Consider the following 15445-nt stretch of genomic DNA (forward strand, 5'->3'; position numbering starts at 1 on the left):
TTGAGGGAACCATGACACGTAATCGTACAAAAGTGTGGGATCTAAATTACGTCACTGTAATTATGTCGCAGACCACTTAGCCTCGCGACCGGGCTAGGCTCGGTAGACGTTGGGCTGCATAGACGGCGAGTCGGCACCGCATTTCGTCTGTCAGTCGACTTTGCATCAGCGGTCTTCGGGCCGCACACATCGAAGCGGGTGAATGGATGGAGTTGTTGGCGGTCGACTGTGAAGTGGTGCCGGAAGCAGTCGTCGTGCACGTCAAGGGCGAAGTGGACTCCAGTACCGTCGGCGGGCTGATCTCGGATCTGGGCGCCGCGCTGCGCCAAGCCGAAACACATGTCGCCAAGCTGCTCGTCATCGACCTGCAGTCGCTGACCTACTTCGGCAGCGCCGGGCTCAATGCAGTGCTCGACTGCCACCGGCAAGGAGCCGAAGCGGGAACGTCGGTGCGGCTGGTGGCCGACAACGACCTGGTGATCCGGCCGATCGAAGTAACCAACCTGGACAGCGTCCTGCAGATCTTCCCGACGCTGACCGATGCGCTGCAGGATCGCCATCCTCAACAGACGTGAGCGAGCACCTACCGGCTGATCTCGCCGCTGCGGTCGAACTCGGCGGCGAACTGGGTCAGCTGTTCGCCGAATTCGACTGGGCCGCACATCCTTTGGGGTCTGCTCAGGATTGGCCCGCCGAAGTGCGCTCGGCGGTGGCGCTGGTATTGACCTCAAGGTTTCCGATCGTGCTGTGGTTGGGCGCCGAGGATCTGTTCCTGGTCTACAACGACGCCTACATCCAGATCCTGGGCGACAAGCATCCCGCGGCGCTGGGCCGGCCCGGCCGTGACGTGTGGTGGGACATCTGGGAACCGATCAGCCCGATGCTCGCCGGCGTCATCGCCACTGGCGAGGCCACCTGGTCGCATGATCTGATGCTGCCGATGGCGACCGGCGGCCGGCGCCAGGAACGCTATTTCACGTTCACCTACAGCCCGCTGATCGGCGAGGACGGCTCCATCTACGGGATCTTCTGCCCGTCGTTCGAAACCACCGAACGGGTGCTCAGCGACCGGCTCGCCGCGCGGCTGTCCGCCGCTGCCCGCGAAAGACGTTCTGCTGCAACGGAACAACTCGACATCGCGCTGCAGGCCATCGAGTCGGTCCCCGGCATCCTGCCCGCGCTGCTGCAGTCGGCCGGTGACGCCACCGCTGTCGGGATAGGGCTGCTCGACGACGAGGACAACATCCACATCGACTACGCCGGCGCGGTGCCCACCGAGCTGCGGGACCGCTACCATGTGGTCGGGCTGCACGCGCCGTTGGTGCTGGGGGACGCCATCAAAACCGGTGAGCGGGTGGTCATCTCCGACACTTTCAGCCTGCCGCCGCGCTATCAGCACGCCGTGCAGGACGGCGCCGACGTCGTTCGTGCCCTCGTCATCCATCCGCTGCGCGGCGGGGCCGGGCGGGTGATCGGCGCTCTGATGCTGCTGTGGCCCGAACCCCGTACGTTCAGCGACGCCGAGCTCGGGTTGTCTGCCCGCATGGCGGAGATCACCCAGTCGGCCGTCGACCGGATCCGCGACTTGCAGCGCGAGCACCAGATCGCCGCCGACTTCCAGGAGCATCTGCTCGACCTGGACCGCGGGAGCACCGCCGCCGTCGTCGCCGCCACGTACCAGCCCGCCGGCGAGGCGCTGCGCGTCGGCGGCGACTGGTATCTGGTCACCCCGCTCGATCGCCACGGGCGGCTCGCGGTCTCGGTCGGCGACGTCGTCGGACACGGGCTTCCCGCCGCGATCGTGATGAGCCGGCTGCGCGCCGCGGTGGCCGCCACCGCCCTCACCGACGCCGACCCCGCCGCAGTGCTCACCGCGATGGACCGCTACGCGATGACGGTTCAGGGCGCGCGCTGCGCGACGCTGACCTACGCAGTCATCGACGTCGGCAACGATGGGGCCGGCATCAGCTACACCTGCGCCGGCCATCCCTACCCGTTGCTGCTCGCGCCCGGTAAGGAGCCGGTCTTCCTGCAGTCCGGCCGCCGGCCGCCGGTGGGGGTATGGGAACGCCAGTCCGCCCGCGACGCCGCGGGAACCGAGTTGCCGCCCGGAAGTCTGGTCCTGTTCTACACCGACGGGCTGATCGAGCGACCCGGCGAGGCCCTCGACCACGGATTCGCGCGGTTACGGGCCGCAGCCGCGGACTGTACCGATCTGCCGGTTTCAGACATCTGTGCGGTGCTGGTCGACCGGATGCGCCCGCCGGGCGGCTACACCGACGACGTGGCCGTGCTGGCGCTGCGGCCCAGCCACGCCGCCGCGCGCAGCTTCGCCACCGTGATACCCGCCGAGGTGAGCCACATCGCGGATGCGCGGCACCGGCTGCGCCGGTGGCTGTCCGCCGTCGTAGCCGACCCGCCACGCGAGGCCGACATCCTGCTGGCCACCGGCGAGGCGGTCACCAACGCGATCGAACACGGCAGCCGCGCCGATCACGCCGGCACGGTTTCCATCGAGGGGTTCGTGTGCGGCGGCAGTGTGGCCGTGACCGTCAGCGATGCCGGCCGGTGGTCAGGGGATTCGTCGGCCAGCCTGCGCAGCCAGCAGCGCGGACGCGGGCTCACGCTGATCAACGGGCTCGCTGACCACGTCCAGACCGAGCGCACCGCTGCGGGGACCCGGATCAGCCTGCGGTTCGATCACGCGGCGGGTCAGACCTCTTCCATGGCCTGACCGAGCTCCTCGAGCAGTTTGTTGTGGTGGTTGCTGGCCAGGATGTGGCCCGCGGCGATCACCAGCGCGACCGGCCAGTCGATCAGCTCGAACGCGGCCAGGGCGGCCAAACCGCCGTAGTAGGCCAGCTGCTCGGGCCGCGGAACTTCGACCCGTCCCACGACCGGCAGGTTCACGAAGAAGGTCTCGCCCTCGCGGATGTGGTCGACGGCTTCGCGCTGGGAGGTGCCGCGGCGCGTCTTCTTTTCCACCATCATTTGCCTTTCTGACACGTTGGGTTTGCCGTCGGGCCGGGTGCTGCCATCACTGTCGGACGTATGTCGACGACCGATGCTCTGGCCGATCCACTAGCTTGCGCGTTCGCTGTTGTGTTGACCGTTCCGGTGATCGAGTTGTACGCGGCGCTGTGGCGGGCCGGTGTTCTGGAGGTTGTTCCGGCTGGTCAGAGTCGCTGCGCTGACCCGACAGCAGACGGTTCGCGACGGCCACCGCGCCGGTTGCCACCGCGGCTGATCCCAGCCCCTGCGCCCAGCCGATCGGCCCGAGCGGTGTACAGCCGAGCAGCTGGCTGACGCCGGGGATGCTGATCAGCGTCCCCATGGCGACCAGCGAGCCCCCGGCGGTGAGCACCACCAGCGGGGCGTGCGAATCGAGCAGCGTCTGCCCCAGCTGGGCGGACACCAGCGCGACCAGGGCCACCGTCGAGGCGCGCCGCGGCCGCCCGGTGACCCCGGCCATCGCCCAGGCCGCGGTCGCGGCCGCCGCCGTCGTCGTCCCGCGGATCGCGACCGCACGCCACAGCGCGTGCTGATCGGGTCCGCGTCCGTCGCGGTTGCCCGAGCCGCTCGTCTGGCTGACGGCCAGCGCCGCTGCCGGCAGCGCGTCGGTGAGCATGTTCACCAGCAGCAGCTGGCGGGTGTTCAGCGGCGAACTGCCGGTCAGCGCGCTGCCGATGATCGCGAACCCCACCTCGCCCGCGTTGCCGCCGAGCAGCACCGACACCGCCGCCTGCACCCGCCGCCACAGCTCGCGGCCTTCGTCGATCGCATGTAGCAGCGCCTCGATCCGGCCGTCGACGAGCACCACGTCGGCCGCCACGCTGGCCGGGTCGCTGCCGCGGGCGACGACGGCGATGCCGACGGTCGCGGCCCGGATCGCGGCGGCGTCGTTGGAGCCGTCGCCGACCATCGCGCACACCTTGCCGGTGCGTTCCAGCGTCTGGACGATCTGCACCTTGTTCTCCGGCGACATCCGGGCGAAGATCACCCGCTCGGCGACGGCGCGTTCCTGGTCCTTGCGGGACAACTCGTCCCACTCTGCGCCGGTGATCACCTGCTCGGGTGTCACCGGCATGCCCAGCTCCGCGGCGATCGCGGTGGCGGTGATCGGGTGGTCGCCGGTGATCAGCCGGATGGCCATGTTGCGTTCGGCCAGGTCGGCCAGCAGACCGGTCGACTGGGCCCGCGGAGTGTCGGACAGGCCGAGGAACCCGGTCAGTGACAAGCCGTCGCGGCACAAGTCGTCGATGGCGTCCTCGTCGTCCTGGACCGCCTGAGCCTGCTCGGGGGTCAGCTGCCGGCGTGCCACGGCGATCACCCGCAGCCCTTCGCCCGCCAGGCGACGCACCGTGCGCTCGGAGTCGGCGGCGCCATTTCGGCAGGCGCGCAACACGACTTCCGGCGCGCCCTTGACGGTGAGCTGGTCGCCGGACACCGAGGCCGAGAACGACCTGCCCGACCGGAACGGCAGATGAGCGTCGGGCTCGTCGGTGGGCTTGTACCCATCAACGGCGCCGTTCACCGACTGCGCCGCCTCGATGATGGCCCGGTCGGTGGCGTGCACGTGCGGGTTGCCGTTGGCGGTCGGCGCGGCGTGCGCGGCACAGTGCAGCACCTCCTCGCGCGAGCGGCCCGCCACAGGATGCACCTGCGACACCCGCAGCCGGTTCTCGGACAGCGTGCCGGTCTTGTCGAAGCACACCACGTCGACGCGGCCGAGCGCCTCCACCGACCGCGGAATGCGTACCAGCGCACCGTAATTGGTCAGCCGCCGGGCCGACGCCGCCTGGGCGAGGGTGGCCACCAGCGGCATCCCTTCGGGCACGGCGGCCACGGTGACGGCGATGCCGCTGGCCACCGCCTGGCGTAAACCCTTGCGGCGCAACAACCCCAGCGCGCTGACCAGTACGCCGCCGGCCATGCTGACCGGGAAGGCGCGGTTGGTGAGCTGGCTGAGCTGGTGTTGCAGCCCGACGTCGGGCAGCTCACCGGACGCGAGTTCGGCGGCACGCCGGGCCTGGGTGTCGGCGCCGACGGCGGTGACCAGCGCCCGCGCGGTGCCGGCCACGACGGTGGTCCCGGCGAACACCATGCAGCGACGGTCGGCAAGCTCCACGCCCGGGGTCGGCTCGGTTTGCTTTTCGACGGGCAGAGACTCACCGGTGAGCGTGGACTCGTCGACCTCGAGGTCTTCTTCCTCGATCAAGCGAGCGTCGGCGGGCACTACCTCGTGGGTGCGCACCTCGATCACGTCGCCGGGCCGCAGTTGCGCCGCTTTGACGTCGACGTAGCCGTCGGCGGTGACTTTGCGGGCCGGCGGAATCTGCAAGGCCAGCAACTGGTTCAGCCGGCTCTCGGCGCGCAGCCGCTGGCTGGCGGCCAGCACGGCGTTGCCGGTGAGCACCGAGCCGACCAGCACCGCGTCGACCGGTGAACCCAGCACCGCGCTCGCCGCCGAGCCGAGCGCCAGCACCGGGGTCAGCGGGTCGGACAGCTCTGCGCGCACGGCCTTGGCGAAATTCCAGACCGCGCGGCCGGGCCGTGCGGTGATCTCGGCGCCGCGTTGAGCCGTGGCGACCGCGCGGCTGGGCTTGGCGACGTCGGGCGCGGCGGGCGGCGGCAGCTCCCGGCGGACCTGCTCGACGGTCATCGCGTGCCACTCTTGGACCGGAGCCGGGCGCGGTGTCGGCGCACCGATCACCCCGCGGGCCAGCCAGTAGCCCGACAGCAGGCCGGCGGCCGCGCCGGTGGTCACCGGGCCGGGGCCGCGGCCGCGGACGCCGGGAAGCATCAGCAGCGCGCCCAAAGCCGAAGCGCCGGTGGATATTTCGATGCCGCGCCGGGTGGCGGCCTTCGCGGCCGGCAGCGCGTGCAGTACCCGCCAGACGCCCGCCAAATCGGGTAGCAGCAGATCGGCATACCAGGGCGGCGGCTCGCCCTCGTCGCTAGGGATGAGGCCGAGCGCCACGTCGGCCGACGACAACGCCTGCGCCGCGGCCGACGACAGCACCGCCACGGTGTGACCGTCTTGCTGCAGCTGCGCCAGGGCGTCGGTGAGCGCGTCGTCGACCGATCCGACATCCAGCGGCCGCACGTCGTCGAACGCGGGCCGCAGTTCGCCGAGCGCGTCAGTGTCGACGGAGATCAGGTCCACACCGCAGCGGCGGGCCTCGGCCATCACCGCCGGGGCCAGCGGGTCGTGGGTGGGACAGATCAGCGCTTCGACTCTGCGTCCCCGCCCGCCGGGAACCCGGTGCCAGCCCACATCGGCGTCGTCGAGCAGCGCCTGGGCGCGCTCCCACGCCTGCGCCAGTTCGTCGTCGCGGGCACCGCGGACGCGCACCACCCGCAATTTGTCGGTGCACAACACCCGGGGGTCGACGAGAAGCGCGTCGACCTGGTCGAGCCGGCGCAGGCTGTGCGGACGCAACGGCAGCACCCCGTGATGGTCGGACAACCCCTGGCCGAGCGCTGCGGCGAACGACTCGCGGGTGGTACGCAGCGCCTTCGGCGCGGCCACCAACGCCGCCGTGCCGGCCATGTTGACGCTGCGGGCGGCGGCGCCGACGACGCCTGCCCCGACGGCTTGCGCGTACGCGGCGCGCTGGGCGTGGCGCTCGGCGGGCCCCGGTGGCGCCGGCACCGGCCGCGACGGCGGGTGAAGGTCGAGGTGATCGGCGTGGGCCGCCAGCCTCGGCTCGTGGCGGCGCCAGGCCTGCGCCTCGGCGCGGCACTCGACGGCCTTGATTGTTTCCATCATCAGGTCGACCGCCAGCGACGCCGGTGCGAGCGAGATGATGTGCGCGGCCGTCATCGCCAGCGTCAGGGCAGTGTCGGTGGCCGGGTGGCCGATCCGGTCCTCGAGCAGACGGCGCAGCCGCGGTTGGTAGTCCACGGCCACTACCGCCGCCTCGACGGTGTCCGGCAGGCGCGGCCAGCGCAGCACCCGGCCGGCCAGCGCCGCGCCCATTCCGGCGGCGGTGGCGCCGACCGCGACCGCCTTGGTGGCCATCAGCAGGCCGTCGCCGGGCAACGGTTGGGGGCGTTCGCCGTCCGCGCGGCCGGTTTCGGCGTCGTCGACCGCCCGACACAGCTCACGCAGTGACACGTGGTCGCCGTCGAGCTCGACGACCACCCGCGACAGCGGACGGTTCAGCTTTGCCGCGACGACCCCAGGGCGGGCGGTGATCGCGTCGAGCACTGCGAGTCCCAGCGCGTCGCCGTCGGGGCGGTCCAGGCCGCGCACCTCGATCCAGGCGCGGTTGTGTCCGCGCCAGCAATGCCGGTTCAGTGGCGGGCCGGGCAGCTCGCCCGACACCGCTCTGACGGCTTCGCGCACCGGGATGGCGACCATGCTGGCGCCGACGGAGGCTGTCGTGCTCAGGGTTTGAAAGCCCATGGCGACCGCGCGCAGAGGCATGGATCTTCGCACGGATTCGACGGTACTCAATCCGGTGAACTAACGGCGGGCACGCGATTGGGTGCCGCGCGAGCGCCGTGCTGGTGTTTTTTTGGCCTGGGTTGTCGAACCGGTCGACTTCTTCGCGGGGGCGGACTTCTTGGCCGGCGCGGCGCCGGCAGTGGTCTTCGCCGGCGTGGCGGTGTCGCGCGGGCGGTTCAGCTGCCGCAACACCAATGCGCCGCCGCCGACGGCCAACAGCACCGGCCACTCGACCAGCCCGGCAACGCCCAGCGCACCCAATGCCAGCGCCGCCGCCGGTACCGAATGGCTGCCGGAGCTGATTCCCTTTTGCACGCCGGCCGCCGCACCGGTCACGGCTCCGACCGTGCCATTGACCGCGGCGCCGCCCACCGCGCCCGCGGCGGCAGTGGTGGCCGCGGCGGCGCGACCCACCGTTCGACTCGCTTTGCGCACCGCGCCGTCAATGACACCCATGATGACTCCCTGACCGCTTGAGTTGTCGAACCCCGATTCGACGACGGTTGTATACCCGCAGACCGCTGGAGTTCACCGAATCAATGAGATTCTGTTCAGCTTCATAAATGCTATGACCGGTGCAGGGCAAACGTACAGAGAACGCACAGCCGTCCGACAGGTGCCGGCCATAACTCAATCCCGGCGCAAATCCACCAAAACGGGGGCGTGATCGCTGGGCGCTTTGCCTTTGCGCTCATCGCGCACGATCTGCGCGCCGGCGACGCGGGCGGCCAGCGCGGGTGAGGCGAGGATGAAATCGATGCGCATCCCGCGTCCTTTGGGGAAGGCCAGCTGGGTGTAGTCCCAGTAGGTGTACACGCCGGGTCCGGGCGTGAAAGGCCGCACCACGTCGGCGAATTGAGCGTCGACGATCGCGTTGAACGCTTTGCGTTCCGGCTCGGAGACGTGCGTGCAGCCGCGGTAGTAGTCGACGCTCCAGACGTCGTCGTCGGTCGGGGCGATGTTCCAGTCGCCGACCAGCGCGATCTGCGCCGACGGGTCGTCGCGAAGCCAGCCTGCGGCCGTATCACGCAGCGCGGCAAGCCAATTCAGCTTGTAGGTGTAATGCGGATCGCCCAGCGCGCGTCCGTTGGGCACATAAAGACTCCACACCCGGATCCCGCCGCAGGTTGCGGCCAAAGCGCGTGCTTCCGCAGCGGCCGCGATATCCGGCGTGCTGCTCCAGCTCGGTTGGCCGTCGAAGCCGACCTCGATGTCGTCGAGCCCGACCCGCGATGCGATCGCCACGCCGTTCCATTGGTTGAACCCGCAGTGGGCCACCTCGTAGCCGAGTTCGAAGAACGGCAGTGTCGGAAATTGGTCGTCGGCGCATTTGGTTTCCTGCATCGCTAGCACGTCGACCTCGGCGCGGTGCAGCCAATCGAGCACGCGGTCGAGGCGCGTGCGGATCGAGTTCACGTTCCAGGTGGCGAGCCGCATGCTTAAAGCGTATGCACGTCGAGGTAGCGGCCCCGGTGGTGCGCTGTGAAACCCAGCGATTCGAGCAGGCTTCCGGCCGCGTGCTCGTCGTCGAGCACCCGCACATAACCGCGGGTTGCACCGCGGGATGCGCCCCATGCCAGCAGCGCCTCGCACAAGCGGTCGTCGGATATCGCCGACAGGCCGACCCAGCGGGTGCCGTCCGGGGCGTCGGTCACCGCCGCCCGCGCCGCCGCCCGGTCGTGGAGTCCGAATGCCAGCTCGCCGTCGAGCACGGCGGTCAGCACGTCGACGGGCTCCGCTCCGCGGTAACAGCGCAGCCAGTCGTCGTCGGGGCGGGTGGTCAGCCTGACGGCCGGGTCGGGGTCGGTGGTGCTCACGTCACGCACCAGCACCCGGTGAGCGTGCTCACCGGCATCGGGCAGCCGCAGCAGTCGGTCGGGTACAGCGAGCAGTGGCGTCAGGTTGCGCTGCGTGTACCAATCGACGATCGATGGGACGGCTCCGGTTGTCGCTGAAACATCCAGCGGCACAGCTGAATTCACTTCGACGCTAGCGCCATGTCCCGCTCGCAGCAGCCAGCCGCCCAACCACTGCTGCTCGAGGCCCGGCCAGGCCAGCGCGGCCGCATGCTCTAAGGCGCGGATCTGGGAGGTACGCACCGGCGCGTCGGTCAGCGCCCGCACCGCCACCGCGTCGTCGGGCGAAAACTCCACCACCTGACCGCTTTTCGTGCGAACCCGCACCAGCGGGGCGACGGCCAGCAGGTGGCCCACCGCGTCGGTCAGCGGCGGCACACTGCCGGCCGGCCTGCGGTAGCGAACCGTCACCCGGGTCCCGAGATCGGGCCACGAAACCATCAGTGCCCGAACGGGTCCGGCCCCTCGCCGGGTGTCCAGGACAATCCAGGAACGCCCCAGCCGTGCGACTTGACGGCGCGCTTTGCGGCGCGTGCGTGCCGGCCGATCAGCCGGTCCAGATACAGAAAGCCGTCCAGATGCCCGGTTTCGTGCTGCAGCATTCGGGCGAACAGACCGGTGCCTTCGACGGTGACCGCGTTGCCGTCGGCGTCGAGTCCGGTGACCCGCGCCCATTTTGCGCGTCCGGTCGGAAACGACTCGCCGGGCACCGACAGGCAGCCCTCGTCGTCGTGATCCGGGTCGGGCATGGTCTCGGGGACCTCGGAAGTCTCCAGCACCGGGTTGATCACGACGCCGCGACGCCGCGCGGTTTTCCCGCGGTCGTCGGCGCAGTCGTAGACGAACACCCGCAGGCTCACGCCGATCTGGTTGGCGGCCAAGCCGACGCCGTAGGCGGCGTCCATGGTGTCGTAGAGGGTGGTGATCAACTCGGGCAGATCGGTTGGCAGCGAACCGTCCGCGCCCACCGGCACCGGCTTGGTGGGCGTGTGCAGGACCGGATCTCCCACGATCCGAATGGGTACGACTGCCATGGTCGGCAAGCTTAAGCGGGCGACTCGCGGGCGAGGGTTACGGGTCAGCTGTTGCGGGCGTGGTTGAATAATCGCCGGAACAGCCAGCATTCGAGATTCGAAGGGTCTTGGGAAGGCTCAGAGGAGCGATATGGACAGCGCTATGGCGCGGGCTAATCGATCGGGGGACGACTCTGAAATCGTTGATGGGCTGACCCGCCGCGAACACGACATCCTGGCGTTCGAGCGCCAATGGTGGAAATACGCCGGCGCCAAAGAAGAAGCCATCAAGGAGTTGTTCTCGATGTCGGCGACGCGCTATTACCAGGTGCTCAATGCGCTGGTCGATCGGCCTGAGGCGCTGGCCGCCGATCCGATGCTGGTGAAACGGCTGCGACGGTTGCGCGCCAGCCGGCAGAAGGCGCGGGCCGCGCGGCGGCTCGGCTTCGAGGTCACCTGACCTTTATCCGGTTTTGTGGGTTTGGGCCCACTCCTGGATACAGTGGGCTGAAATGAACGAACGTGTTCCGGACTCTTCCGGCCTACCCCTGCGGGCCATGGTGATGGTGCTGCTGTTTCTCGGCGTCATCTTCCTGCTGGTGGGTTTCCAGGCCATGGGATCGAGTGGGCACTCCGACGACGATTCGGTGTCGACCGTGACGACGAGCACAATGCCGCCGAAGAAGTCGACGTCGGCCGCGGCGAAGTCCCAGGTGCGGGTGTACAACATCTCCGGCCAGGAGGGCGTCGCCGGGCGCACCGCCGACCAGCTCAAGGGCAAGGGTTACGACGTTGCCGAGGTCGGCAACCTGTCGTTGCCCGATGTCTCGACCACCACGGTGTACTTCAGCAATGCCCCCGGGGAGCGGGAGACCGCCGACGCGGTGGGCAAGTTGCTGGATGCTCCGGTTGAACCCCGCGTCCCCGAGGTGGCCGACCAGCCGCCCGGCGTCATCGTGGTGGTCGCGGGATAGTCTCTACCCATGGTCAAGCCCGTGAGCCGCAAAGTCGTCGCCGCAACCGCCCTCGGAGTGCTCGCCGTCCCAGTCGCGCTGCTGAGCGCTTGTTCGCCCAACCAGCCGCCGGCGACGTCGCCCGGGACCACGCCGTCGGTGTGGACCGGGTCGCCGCCGCCGGCCAGCACGCCGCCGACGGGCGGTCCGGGACGGCCGGAGAGCCTGACCACGCATTTGATGTCGCCCACCGGCGTGCAGGTTGCCACGGCGAAGTTCGAATTCGACAACGGCTTTGTGACCGTCACGATCGAGACCACCGGCCTGGGCCAGCTGTCCCCCGGGTTCCACGGCGTGCACATCCACTCGGTGGGCAAGTGCGAGCCCAACTCCGTTGCCCCGACCGGCGGTCCTCCGGGCGACTTCCTTTCTGCCGGCGGCCATTACCAGGCTCCCGGGCATACCGGAGATCCCGAAAGTGGTGACCTGACCTCGCTGCAGGTCCGCAAGGACGGCGCCGCGCTGCTGGTGACCACCACCGACGCGTTCACCAAGGAGGATCTGGTGTCCGGCGACGGCTCGGCGATCGTCATCCACGAGGGTGCCGACAACTTCGCGAACATCCCGCCGGAGCGCTACACCCAGGTCAACGGCGCGCCCGGACCCGACCAGACCACCATGGCCACCGGCGACGCCGGCAAGCGGGTGGCGTGCGGTGTCATTGGTTCCGGTTAGCCCGTCGGGCAACAGGGTAACCGAGCGTGTGGATTTCGCCGGCTCGCCAAGGCCGACGATCGGAGTGGAATGGGAATTCGCGCTAGTCGACGCGCAGACCCGTGACCTGAGCAACGAAGCCGTCGAGGTCATGGGAGAGATCGGCGAAAACCCCCGTGTCCACAAGGAATTGCTGCGCAACACCGTCGAGATCGTCAGCGGCGTCTGCGAGTGCACCGCCGAAGCGATGGAAGACCTTCGCGAGACGCTGCGCACCGCGCGTCCCATCGTCCGGGACCGCGGCATGGAGCTGTTCTGCGCGGGCGCCCATCCGTTCGCGCGGTGGTCCGCCCAAAAGCTCACCGACGCACCGCGTTACGCCGAGCTGATCAAGCGCACCCAGTGGTGGGGACGGCAGATGCTGATCTGGGGTGTGCACGTGCACGTCGGGTTGTCCTCGGCGCACAAGGTGATGCCGATCATGTCGTCGCTGCTCGACTACTACCCGCACCTGCTGGCGCTCTCGGCGTCGTCGCCGTGGTGGGGCGGTGAGGATACCGGATATCCGAGCAACCGGGCGATGATGTTCCAGCAGCTGCCAACCGCCGGCCTGCCGTTCCAGTTTCAGACCTGGGCCGAGTTCGAGAAATTCGTGCATGACCAGAAGAAAACCGGGATCATCGACGATATCGACGAAATCCGTTGGGACATCCGCCCTTCGCCACACAACGGGACACTGGAGGTGCGGATCTGCGACGGGGTGTCGAACCTGCGGGAGCTCTCCGCGTTGGTGGCGTTGACGCACTGCCTGGTGGTCGACCTGGATCGCCGGCTGGAAGCCGGTGAGACGCTGCCGACCATGCCGCCGTGGCATGTCCAGGAGAACAAGTGGCGGGCTGCCCGCTATGGCCTGGACGCGGTGATCATCCTCGACGCCGACAGCAACGAGCGCCTCGTCACCGACCATCTGGCCGACGTGCTCAATCGCCTTGAGCCGGTTGCCAAATCGCTGCACTGCGCCGACGAACTGGCTGCCGTGGCCGATATTCCGCGGCTCGGGGCGTCGTATCAACGGCAGCGCCGGGTGGCCGAGGAGCACGACGGCGATCTGCGCGCTGTCGTCGACGCGCTTGTTGGCGAACTGGACATCTGATCGTGGAAACATTTGAGCTGCCGATGTTTCCGCTCGAGTCGGCGTTGCTGCCGGGCGAGGACCTGCCACTGCGCATCTTCGAGCCGCGCTACACCGCGCTGGTGCAGGACTGCATGCGCAGCACCGAGCCGTGGTTCGGGGTGGTGCTGATCTCGCGCGGCCGCGAGGTCGGTGGCGGCGATGCGCGTTGCGATGTGGGGACTGTGGCGGCGATCAACGAATGCATCGATGTGGGCTCCGGCCGGTATGCGCTACGCTGCCGTACCCGCGGGCGGATCCGGGTGAGCGAATGGCTGCCCGACGACCCCTACCCGCGGGGCCTTGCACGGTTCTGGCCCGACGAGCCCGGGGATCCGGTGGGCGCCGACCAACTGCGCGAGGTCGAGGACCAGGTGCTGGCGCTGTTCGAGCGGATCGCCAGCGCCCGTGGTGTGGTGCTGCCGGGACCCGACACGCTGTTAGGTCCGCGCCCCGATGACGCGGGAGAGCGGTTGTACGCGTTGGCAAGTCGGGTACCGATGGGTCAGGCGGACCGCTATGCAGTGTTGTCCGCGCCGTCGGCGGCAGATCGTTTGGCGGCGCTTCGCGAGGCCGTCGAGTCGGTCGCCGCGATAATCGAATTCCAGCTGTCGGAGTAAGCCGAAGTTACTTGTCGGCGCGCTGTGGCATAATCGAATGTATGTTCGATGAAGTGGCGCGGGAGGCGGTGGTTGCCCGCTTTGATGAGCTGTTCGAGCGGCACTATCCGACTCCCACCCGCGAGTCGGCGGTGCTGCTGGATCGGATCTGTGCGGGCGCACGGGCGGAGAATCGGGCTGCGGCTGCGCAGCTGGTCGCGATCGGGGAGTTGTTTGCCTATCGGCTCTCGCGCTGTTCGGACACCGAGGAGTGGGCGATCGACACCGAGGCGGCGGTGGCCGCGGAGGTGGCGGCGGCGTTGCGGATCAGCCAGGGGCTGGCGGGCAGCCGGTTGCGCTACGCGCGGGCGATGCGCGAGCGCCTGCCGAAGCTCGGTGCGGTGTTTGGTGCCGGCGACGTCGACTTTCGGGTGTTTCAGACGATCGTGTATCGCACCGATCTGATCACCGATCGCGAGGTGCTGGCCGGGGTGGATGCCCAGTTGGCCCTCGCGGTGCCGCGCTGGCCGTCGATGACCCAGAGCCGGCTGGCCGGGCAGGTGGACAAGATCGCCATCGCCACTTTCCATTTCGTCAACCGTCAGGGATTCCCGAATGTTCTGTTCCCGGTACGCCAATTGCCCGACCCGGTGTGCGACCACCGGTGCGGTGATCACTGTGAACGCCCCGGTCAGCACCAGCATTCCGACGTCGTAGTTGCCACGCAGCCGGATCGCGGCGCCAGCCAGCACCAGCAGCAGACCCAGCACCTGTGGCTTGGTCGCGGAATGCATCCGCGAGAGCGTGTCGCCGAAGCGGACCACGCCGATGGCGGCGGTCAGCGCCAGCACTGAGCCGGCCAGCACCAGCACACCGGAGACGACGTCGAGGGGGCTCATCGGCGGTCCCGGTCGGGGACTCGGAAGCGGGCCACGCTGACCGAGCCGACGAAGCTGATCAGCGCCAGCGCCGCCAGACTGTAGGTCACTGTGCTGTCCAAACTGGCTGCGGCCCAGGTGCCTATCGCGCACATGGTCACCGCGATCAGCGTGTCCACCGCCACCAGCCGATCCAATGTGCTCGGCCCGGCCAGCAGTCGGAACATCGTGATGGCCGCCGCGGCGCCCAGCAGAATCCCGGCGATCAACCAGACGCTCATGCGGCCTCCTCGGCAGGCTGCCAATCCTCGTCGCGCTCATAGGCGGCCACCACCAGCCGCTCCACCTCGGCGACCTGGCGGTAGAACCGGTCGACGGCCACGCCCGAGCCGACGTCGATCACGTGGCAATACAACACCCGGCGCAGCTGGTCGATCTCCAGCACGATCGAGCCCGGGATCATCGTCAAGATGTTGACCGCGAAGACCAACACGAGGTCGGACTTGATCGACACCTCGGCCCGCAGCACCCCGGACGGCGGCGCCGGACCCGGTTTGATCGCCAGCCAGGAAACCTGAACGCTGGACACCACCAGATACCACGCGACCCGCACGACCAACCGCAGCACCGACAGCGGATGCACCCGGCCCTGGACCGGCACCGGCGGCATCGGCAGCAGCAGCGTAATCGCGAGGGCGACCGCCAGCCCGCTGACCGCATTGGCCGCGGAATAGTTGCCCCACAACAACACCCACACGCCGGTCAGCGCGACCAGGATGGCGATCCGCAGCAGCGTGGCCCTCATCGG

15 protein-coding genes and 3 pseudogenes are annotated in these 15445 nt (G+C 69.1%); 9 read left to right on the forward strand and 9 right to left on the reverse strand.

Annotated features, from left to right (window positions below):
• Window positions 1–206 precede the first annotated feature (206 nt).
• A complete protein-coding gene (locus AWB95_RS00295; RefSeq protein ID WP_085167380.1) occupies window positions 207–575 on the forward strand; it encodes an STAS domain-containing protein in 369 nt (122 codons plus the stop codon).
• Window positions 572–2734, forward strand: a complete 2163-nt coding sequence (locus AWB95_RS00300) for a SpoIIE family protein phosphatase (protein WP_085167382.1) — start codon at window positions 572–574, stop codon at window positions 2732–2734. The genes AWB95_RS00295 and AWB95_RS00300 overlap by 4 nt, the downstream gene beginning before the upstream one ends.
• Here AWB95_RS00300 and AWB95_RS00305 read toward each other — a convergent pair.
• Window positions 2713–2988 carry a hypothetical protein gene (locus AWB95_RS00305; protein WP_099539561.1) on the reverse strand — a complete coding sequence of 92 codons (276 nt, stop codon included), beginning with the start codon at window positions 2986–2988 and terminating at the stop codon, window positions 2713–2715. The two genes, AWB95_RS00300 and AWB95_RS00305, sit on opposite strands and share 22 nt — an antisense overlap.
• Window positions 2989–3051: 63 nt before the next feature.
• Between AWB95_RS00305 and AWB95_RS24050 the strand changes: the two genes are divergently transcribed.
• A complete protein-coding gene (locus tag AWB95_RS24050) occupies window positions 3052–3306 on the forward strand; it encodes an Rv1535 domain-containing protein (protein WP_373280818.1) in 255 nt (84 codons plus the stop codon).
• Here the strand turns inward: AWB95_RS24050 and AWB95_RS00310 are convergent.
• From AWB95_RS00310 to AWB95_RS00330, 5 genes and pseudogenes are all read right to left on the reverse strand, one after another.
• A pseudogene (locus AWB95_RS00310) lies at window positions 3275–7432 on the reverse strand (HAD-IC family P-type ATPase); the annotation flags it as partial. The gene AWB95_RS24050 and the pseudogene AWB95_RS00310 sit on opposite strands and share 32 nt — an antisense overlap.
• A gap of 39 nt (window positions 7433–7471) precedes the next feature.
• Window positions 7472–7909 (reverse strand): hypothetical protein, encoded by a 438-nt coding sequence (locus tag AWB95_RS00315; protein WP_085167385.1) that lies wholly within the window; start codon window positions 7907–7909, stop codon window positions 7472–7474.
• A gap of 174 nt (window positions 7910–8083) precedes the next feature.
• Window positions 8084–8890: an exodeoxyribonuclease III gene (locus tag AWB95_RS00320; protein ID WP_062541372.1), complete on the reverse strand. Its 807-nt coding sequence runs from the start codon at window positions 8888–8890 to the stop codon at window positions 8084–8086.
• Window positions 8891–8892: 2 nt separating this feature from the next.
• Complete coding sequence (locus AWB95_RS00325; protein WP_062541373.1) at window positions 8893–9750, reverse strand: N-acetylglutamate synthase, CG3035 family; 858 nt, start codon at window positions 9748–9750, stop codon at window positions 8893–8895.
• Window positions 9750–10343 (reverse strand): peptide deformylase, encoded by a 594-nt coding sequence (locus tag AWB95_RS00330; RefSeq protein WP_062541374.1) that lies wholly within the window; start codon window positions 10341–10343, stop codon window positions 9750–9752. Before AWB95_RS00330 ends, AWB95_RS00325 begins: the two co-directional genes overlap by 1 nt.
• A gap of 130 nt (window positions 10344–10473) precedes the next feature.
• Between AWB95_RS00330 and napA the strand changes: the two genes are divergently transcribed.
• The 6 genes and pseudogenes from napA to AWB95_RS00360 form a co-directional block, all read left to right on the forward strand.
• Entirely contained in the window at window positions 10474–10782 is a 309-nt protein-coding gene (gene napA, locus AWB95_RS00335) for a nucleoid-associated protein NapA (RefSeq protein ID WP_062541375.1), read from the forward strand.
• Between the two features lie 52 nt (window positions 10783–10834).
• On the forward strand, window positions 10835–11296 hold the full coding sequence (locus AWB95_RS00340) for a LytR C-terminal domain-containing protein (RefSeq protein WP_062541376.1): 462 nt from the start codon (window positions 10835–10837) through the stop codon (window positions 11294–11296).
• A 9-nt stretch (window positions 11297–11305) separates the two neighbouring features.
• Window positions 11306–12010: a superoxide dismutase[Cu-Zn] gene (gene sodC / locus AWB95_RS00345; RefSeq protein ID WP_062541377.1), complete on the forward strand. Its 705-nt coding sequence runs from the start codon at window positions 11306–11308 to the stop codon at window positions 12008–12010.
• Complete coding sequence (locus AWB95_RS00350; RefSeq protein ID WP_084707327.1) at window positions 11991–13142, forward strand: glutamate--cysteine ligase; 1152 nt, start codon at window positions 11991–11993, stop codon at window positions 13140–13142. The genes sodC and AWB95_RS00350 overlap by 20 nt, the downstream gene beginning before the upstream one ends.
• 23 nt (window positions 13143–13165) lie before the next feature.
• Window positions 13166–13780, forward strand: coding sequence for an LON peptidase substrate-binding domain-containing protein (locus tag AWB95_RS00355; RefSeq protein WP_062541384.1), 615 nt, complete (start codon window positions 13166–13168; stop codon window positions 13778–13780).
• Between the two features lie 41 nt (window positions 13781–13821).
• Window positions 13822–14331: pseudogene (locus AWB95_RS00360) on the forward strand (DUF222 domain-containing protein); the annotation flags it as partial.
• Window positions 14332–14346: 15 nt separating this feature from the next.
• Here AWB95_RS00360 and AWB95_RS00365 read toward each other — a convergent pair.
• The 3 genes and pseudogenes from AWB95_RS00365 to AWB95_RS00375 all read right to left on the reverse strand — a co-directional run.
• A pseudogene (locus AWB95_RS00365) lies at window positions 14347–14658 on the reverse strand (monovalent cation/H(+) antiporter subunit G); the annotation flags it as partial.
• Entirely contained in the window at window positions 14655–14918 is a 264-nt protein-coding gene (locus AWB95_RS00370) for a monovalent cation/H+ antiporter complex subunit F (RefSeq protein WP_062541380.1), read from the reverse strand. The gene AWB95_RS00370 and the pseudogene AWB95_RS00365, both read right to left, overlap by 4 nt.
• Entirely contained in the window at window positions 14915–15442 is a 528-nt protein-coding gene (locus AWB95_RS00375; RefSeq protein WP_062541381.1) for a Na+/H+ antiporter subunit E, read from the reverse strand. The genes AWB95_RS00370 and AWB95_RS00375 overlap by 4 nt, the downstream gene beginning before the upstream one ends.
• Window positions 15443–15445 lie beyond the last annotated feature (3 nt).

The sequence above is a fragment of the Mycobacterium celatum genome, from assembly GCF_002101595.1.
In the GTDB taxonomy this organism is placed as follows: domain Bacteria; phylum Actinomycetota; class Actinomycetes; order Mycobacteriales; family Mycobacteriaceae; genus Mycobacterium; species Mycobacterium celatum.

Coding starts and splice junctions, on each gene's coding strand:
- AWB95_RS00295 (WP_085167380.1), top strand. CDS start 207: ATGGAGTTGTTGGCGGTCGACTGTGAAGTGGTGCCGGAAGCAGTCGTC.
- AWB95_RS00305 (WP_099539561.1), bottom strand. CDS start 2,988: ATGGTGGAAAAGAAGACGCGCCGCGGCACCTCCCAGCGCGAAGCCGTC.
- AWB95_RS24050 (WP_373280818.1), top strand. CDS start 3,052: ATGTCGACGACCGATGCTCTGGCCGATCCACTAGCTTGCGCGTTCGCT.
- AWB95_RS00315 (WP_085167385.1), bottom strand. CDS start 7,909: ATGGGTGTCATTGACGGCGCGGTGCGCAAAGCGAGTCGAACGGTGGGT.
- AWB95_RS00320 (WP_062541372.1), bottom strand. CDS start 8,890: ATGCGGCTCGCCACCTGGAACGTGAACTCGATCCGCACGCGCCTCGAC.
- AWB95_RS00325 (WP_062541373.1), bottom strand. CDS start 9,750: ATGGTTTCGTGGCCCGATCTCGGGACCCGGGTGACGGTTCGCTACCGC.
- AWB95_RS00330 (WP_062541374.1), bottom strand. CDS start 10,343: ATGGCAGTCGTACCCATTCGGATCGTGGGAGATCCGGTCCTGCACACG.
- napA (WP_062541375.1), top strand. CDS start 10,474: ATGGACAGCGCTATGGCGCGGGCTAATCGATCGGGGGACGACTCTGAA.
- AWB95_RS00340 (WP_062541376.1), top strand. CDS start 10,835: ATGAACGAACGTGTTCCGGACTCTTCCGGCCTACCCCTGCGGGCCATG.
- sodC (WP_062541377.1), top strand. CDS start 11,306: ATGGTCAAGCCCGTGAGCCGCAAAGTCGTCGCCGCAACCGCCCTCGGA.
- AWB95_RS00355 (WP_062541384.1), top strand. CDS start 13,166: ATGTTTCCGCTCGAGTCGGCGTTGCTGCCGGGCGAGGACCTGCCACTG.
- AWB95_RS00370 (WP_062541380.1), bottom strand. CDS start 14,918: ATGAGCGTCTGGTTGATCGCCGGGATTCTGCTGGGCGCCGCGGCGGCC.
- AWB95_RS00375 (WP_062541381.1), bottom strand. CDS start 15,442: ATGAGGGCCACGCTGCTGCGGATCGCCATCCTGGTCGCGCTGACCGGC.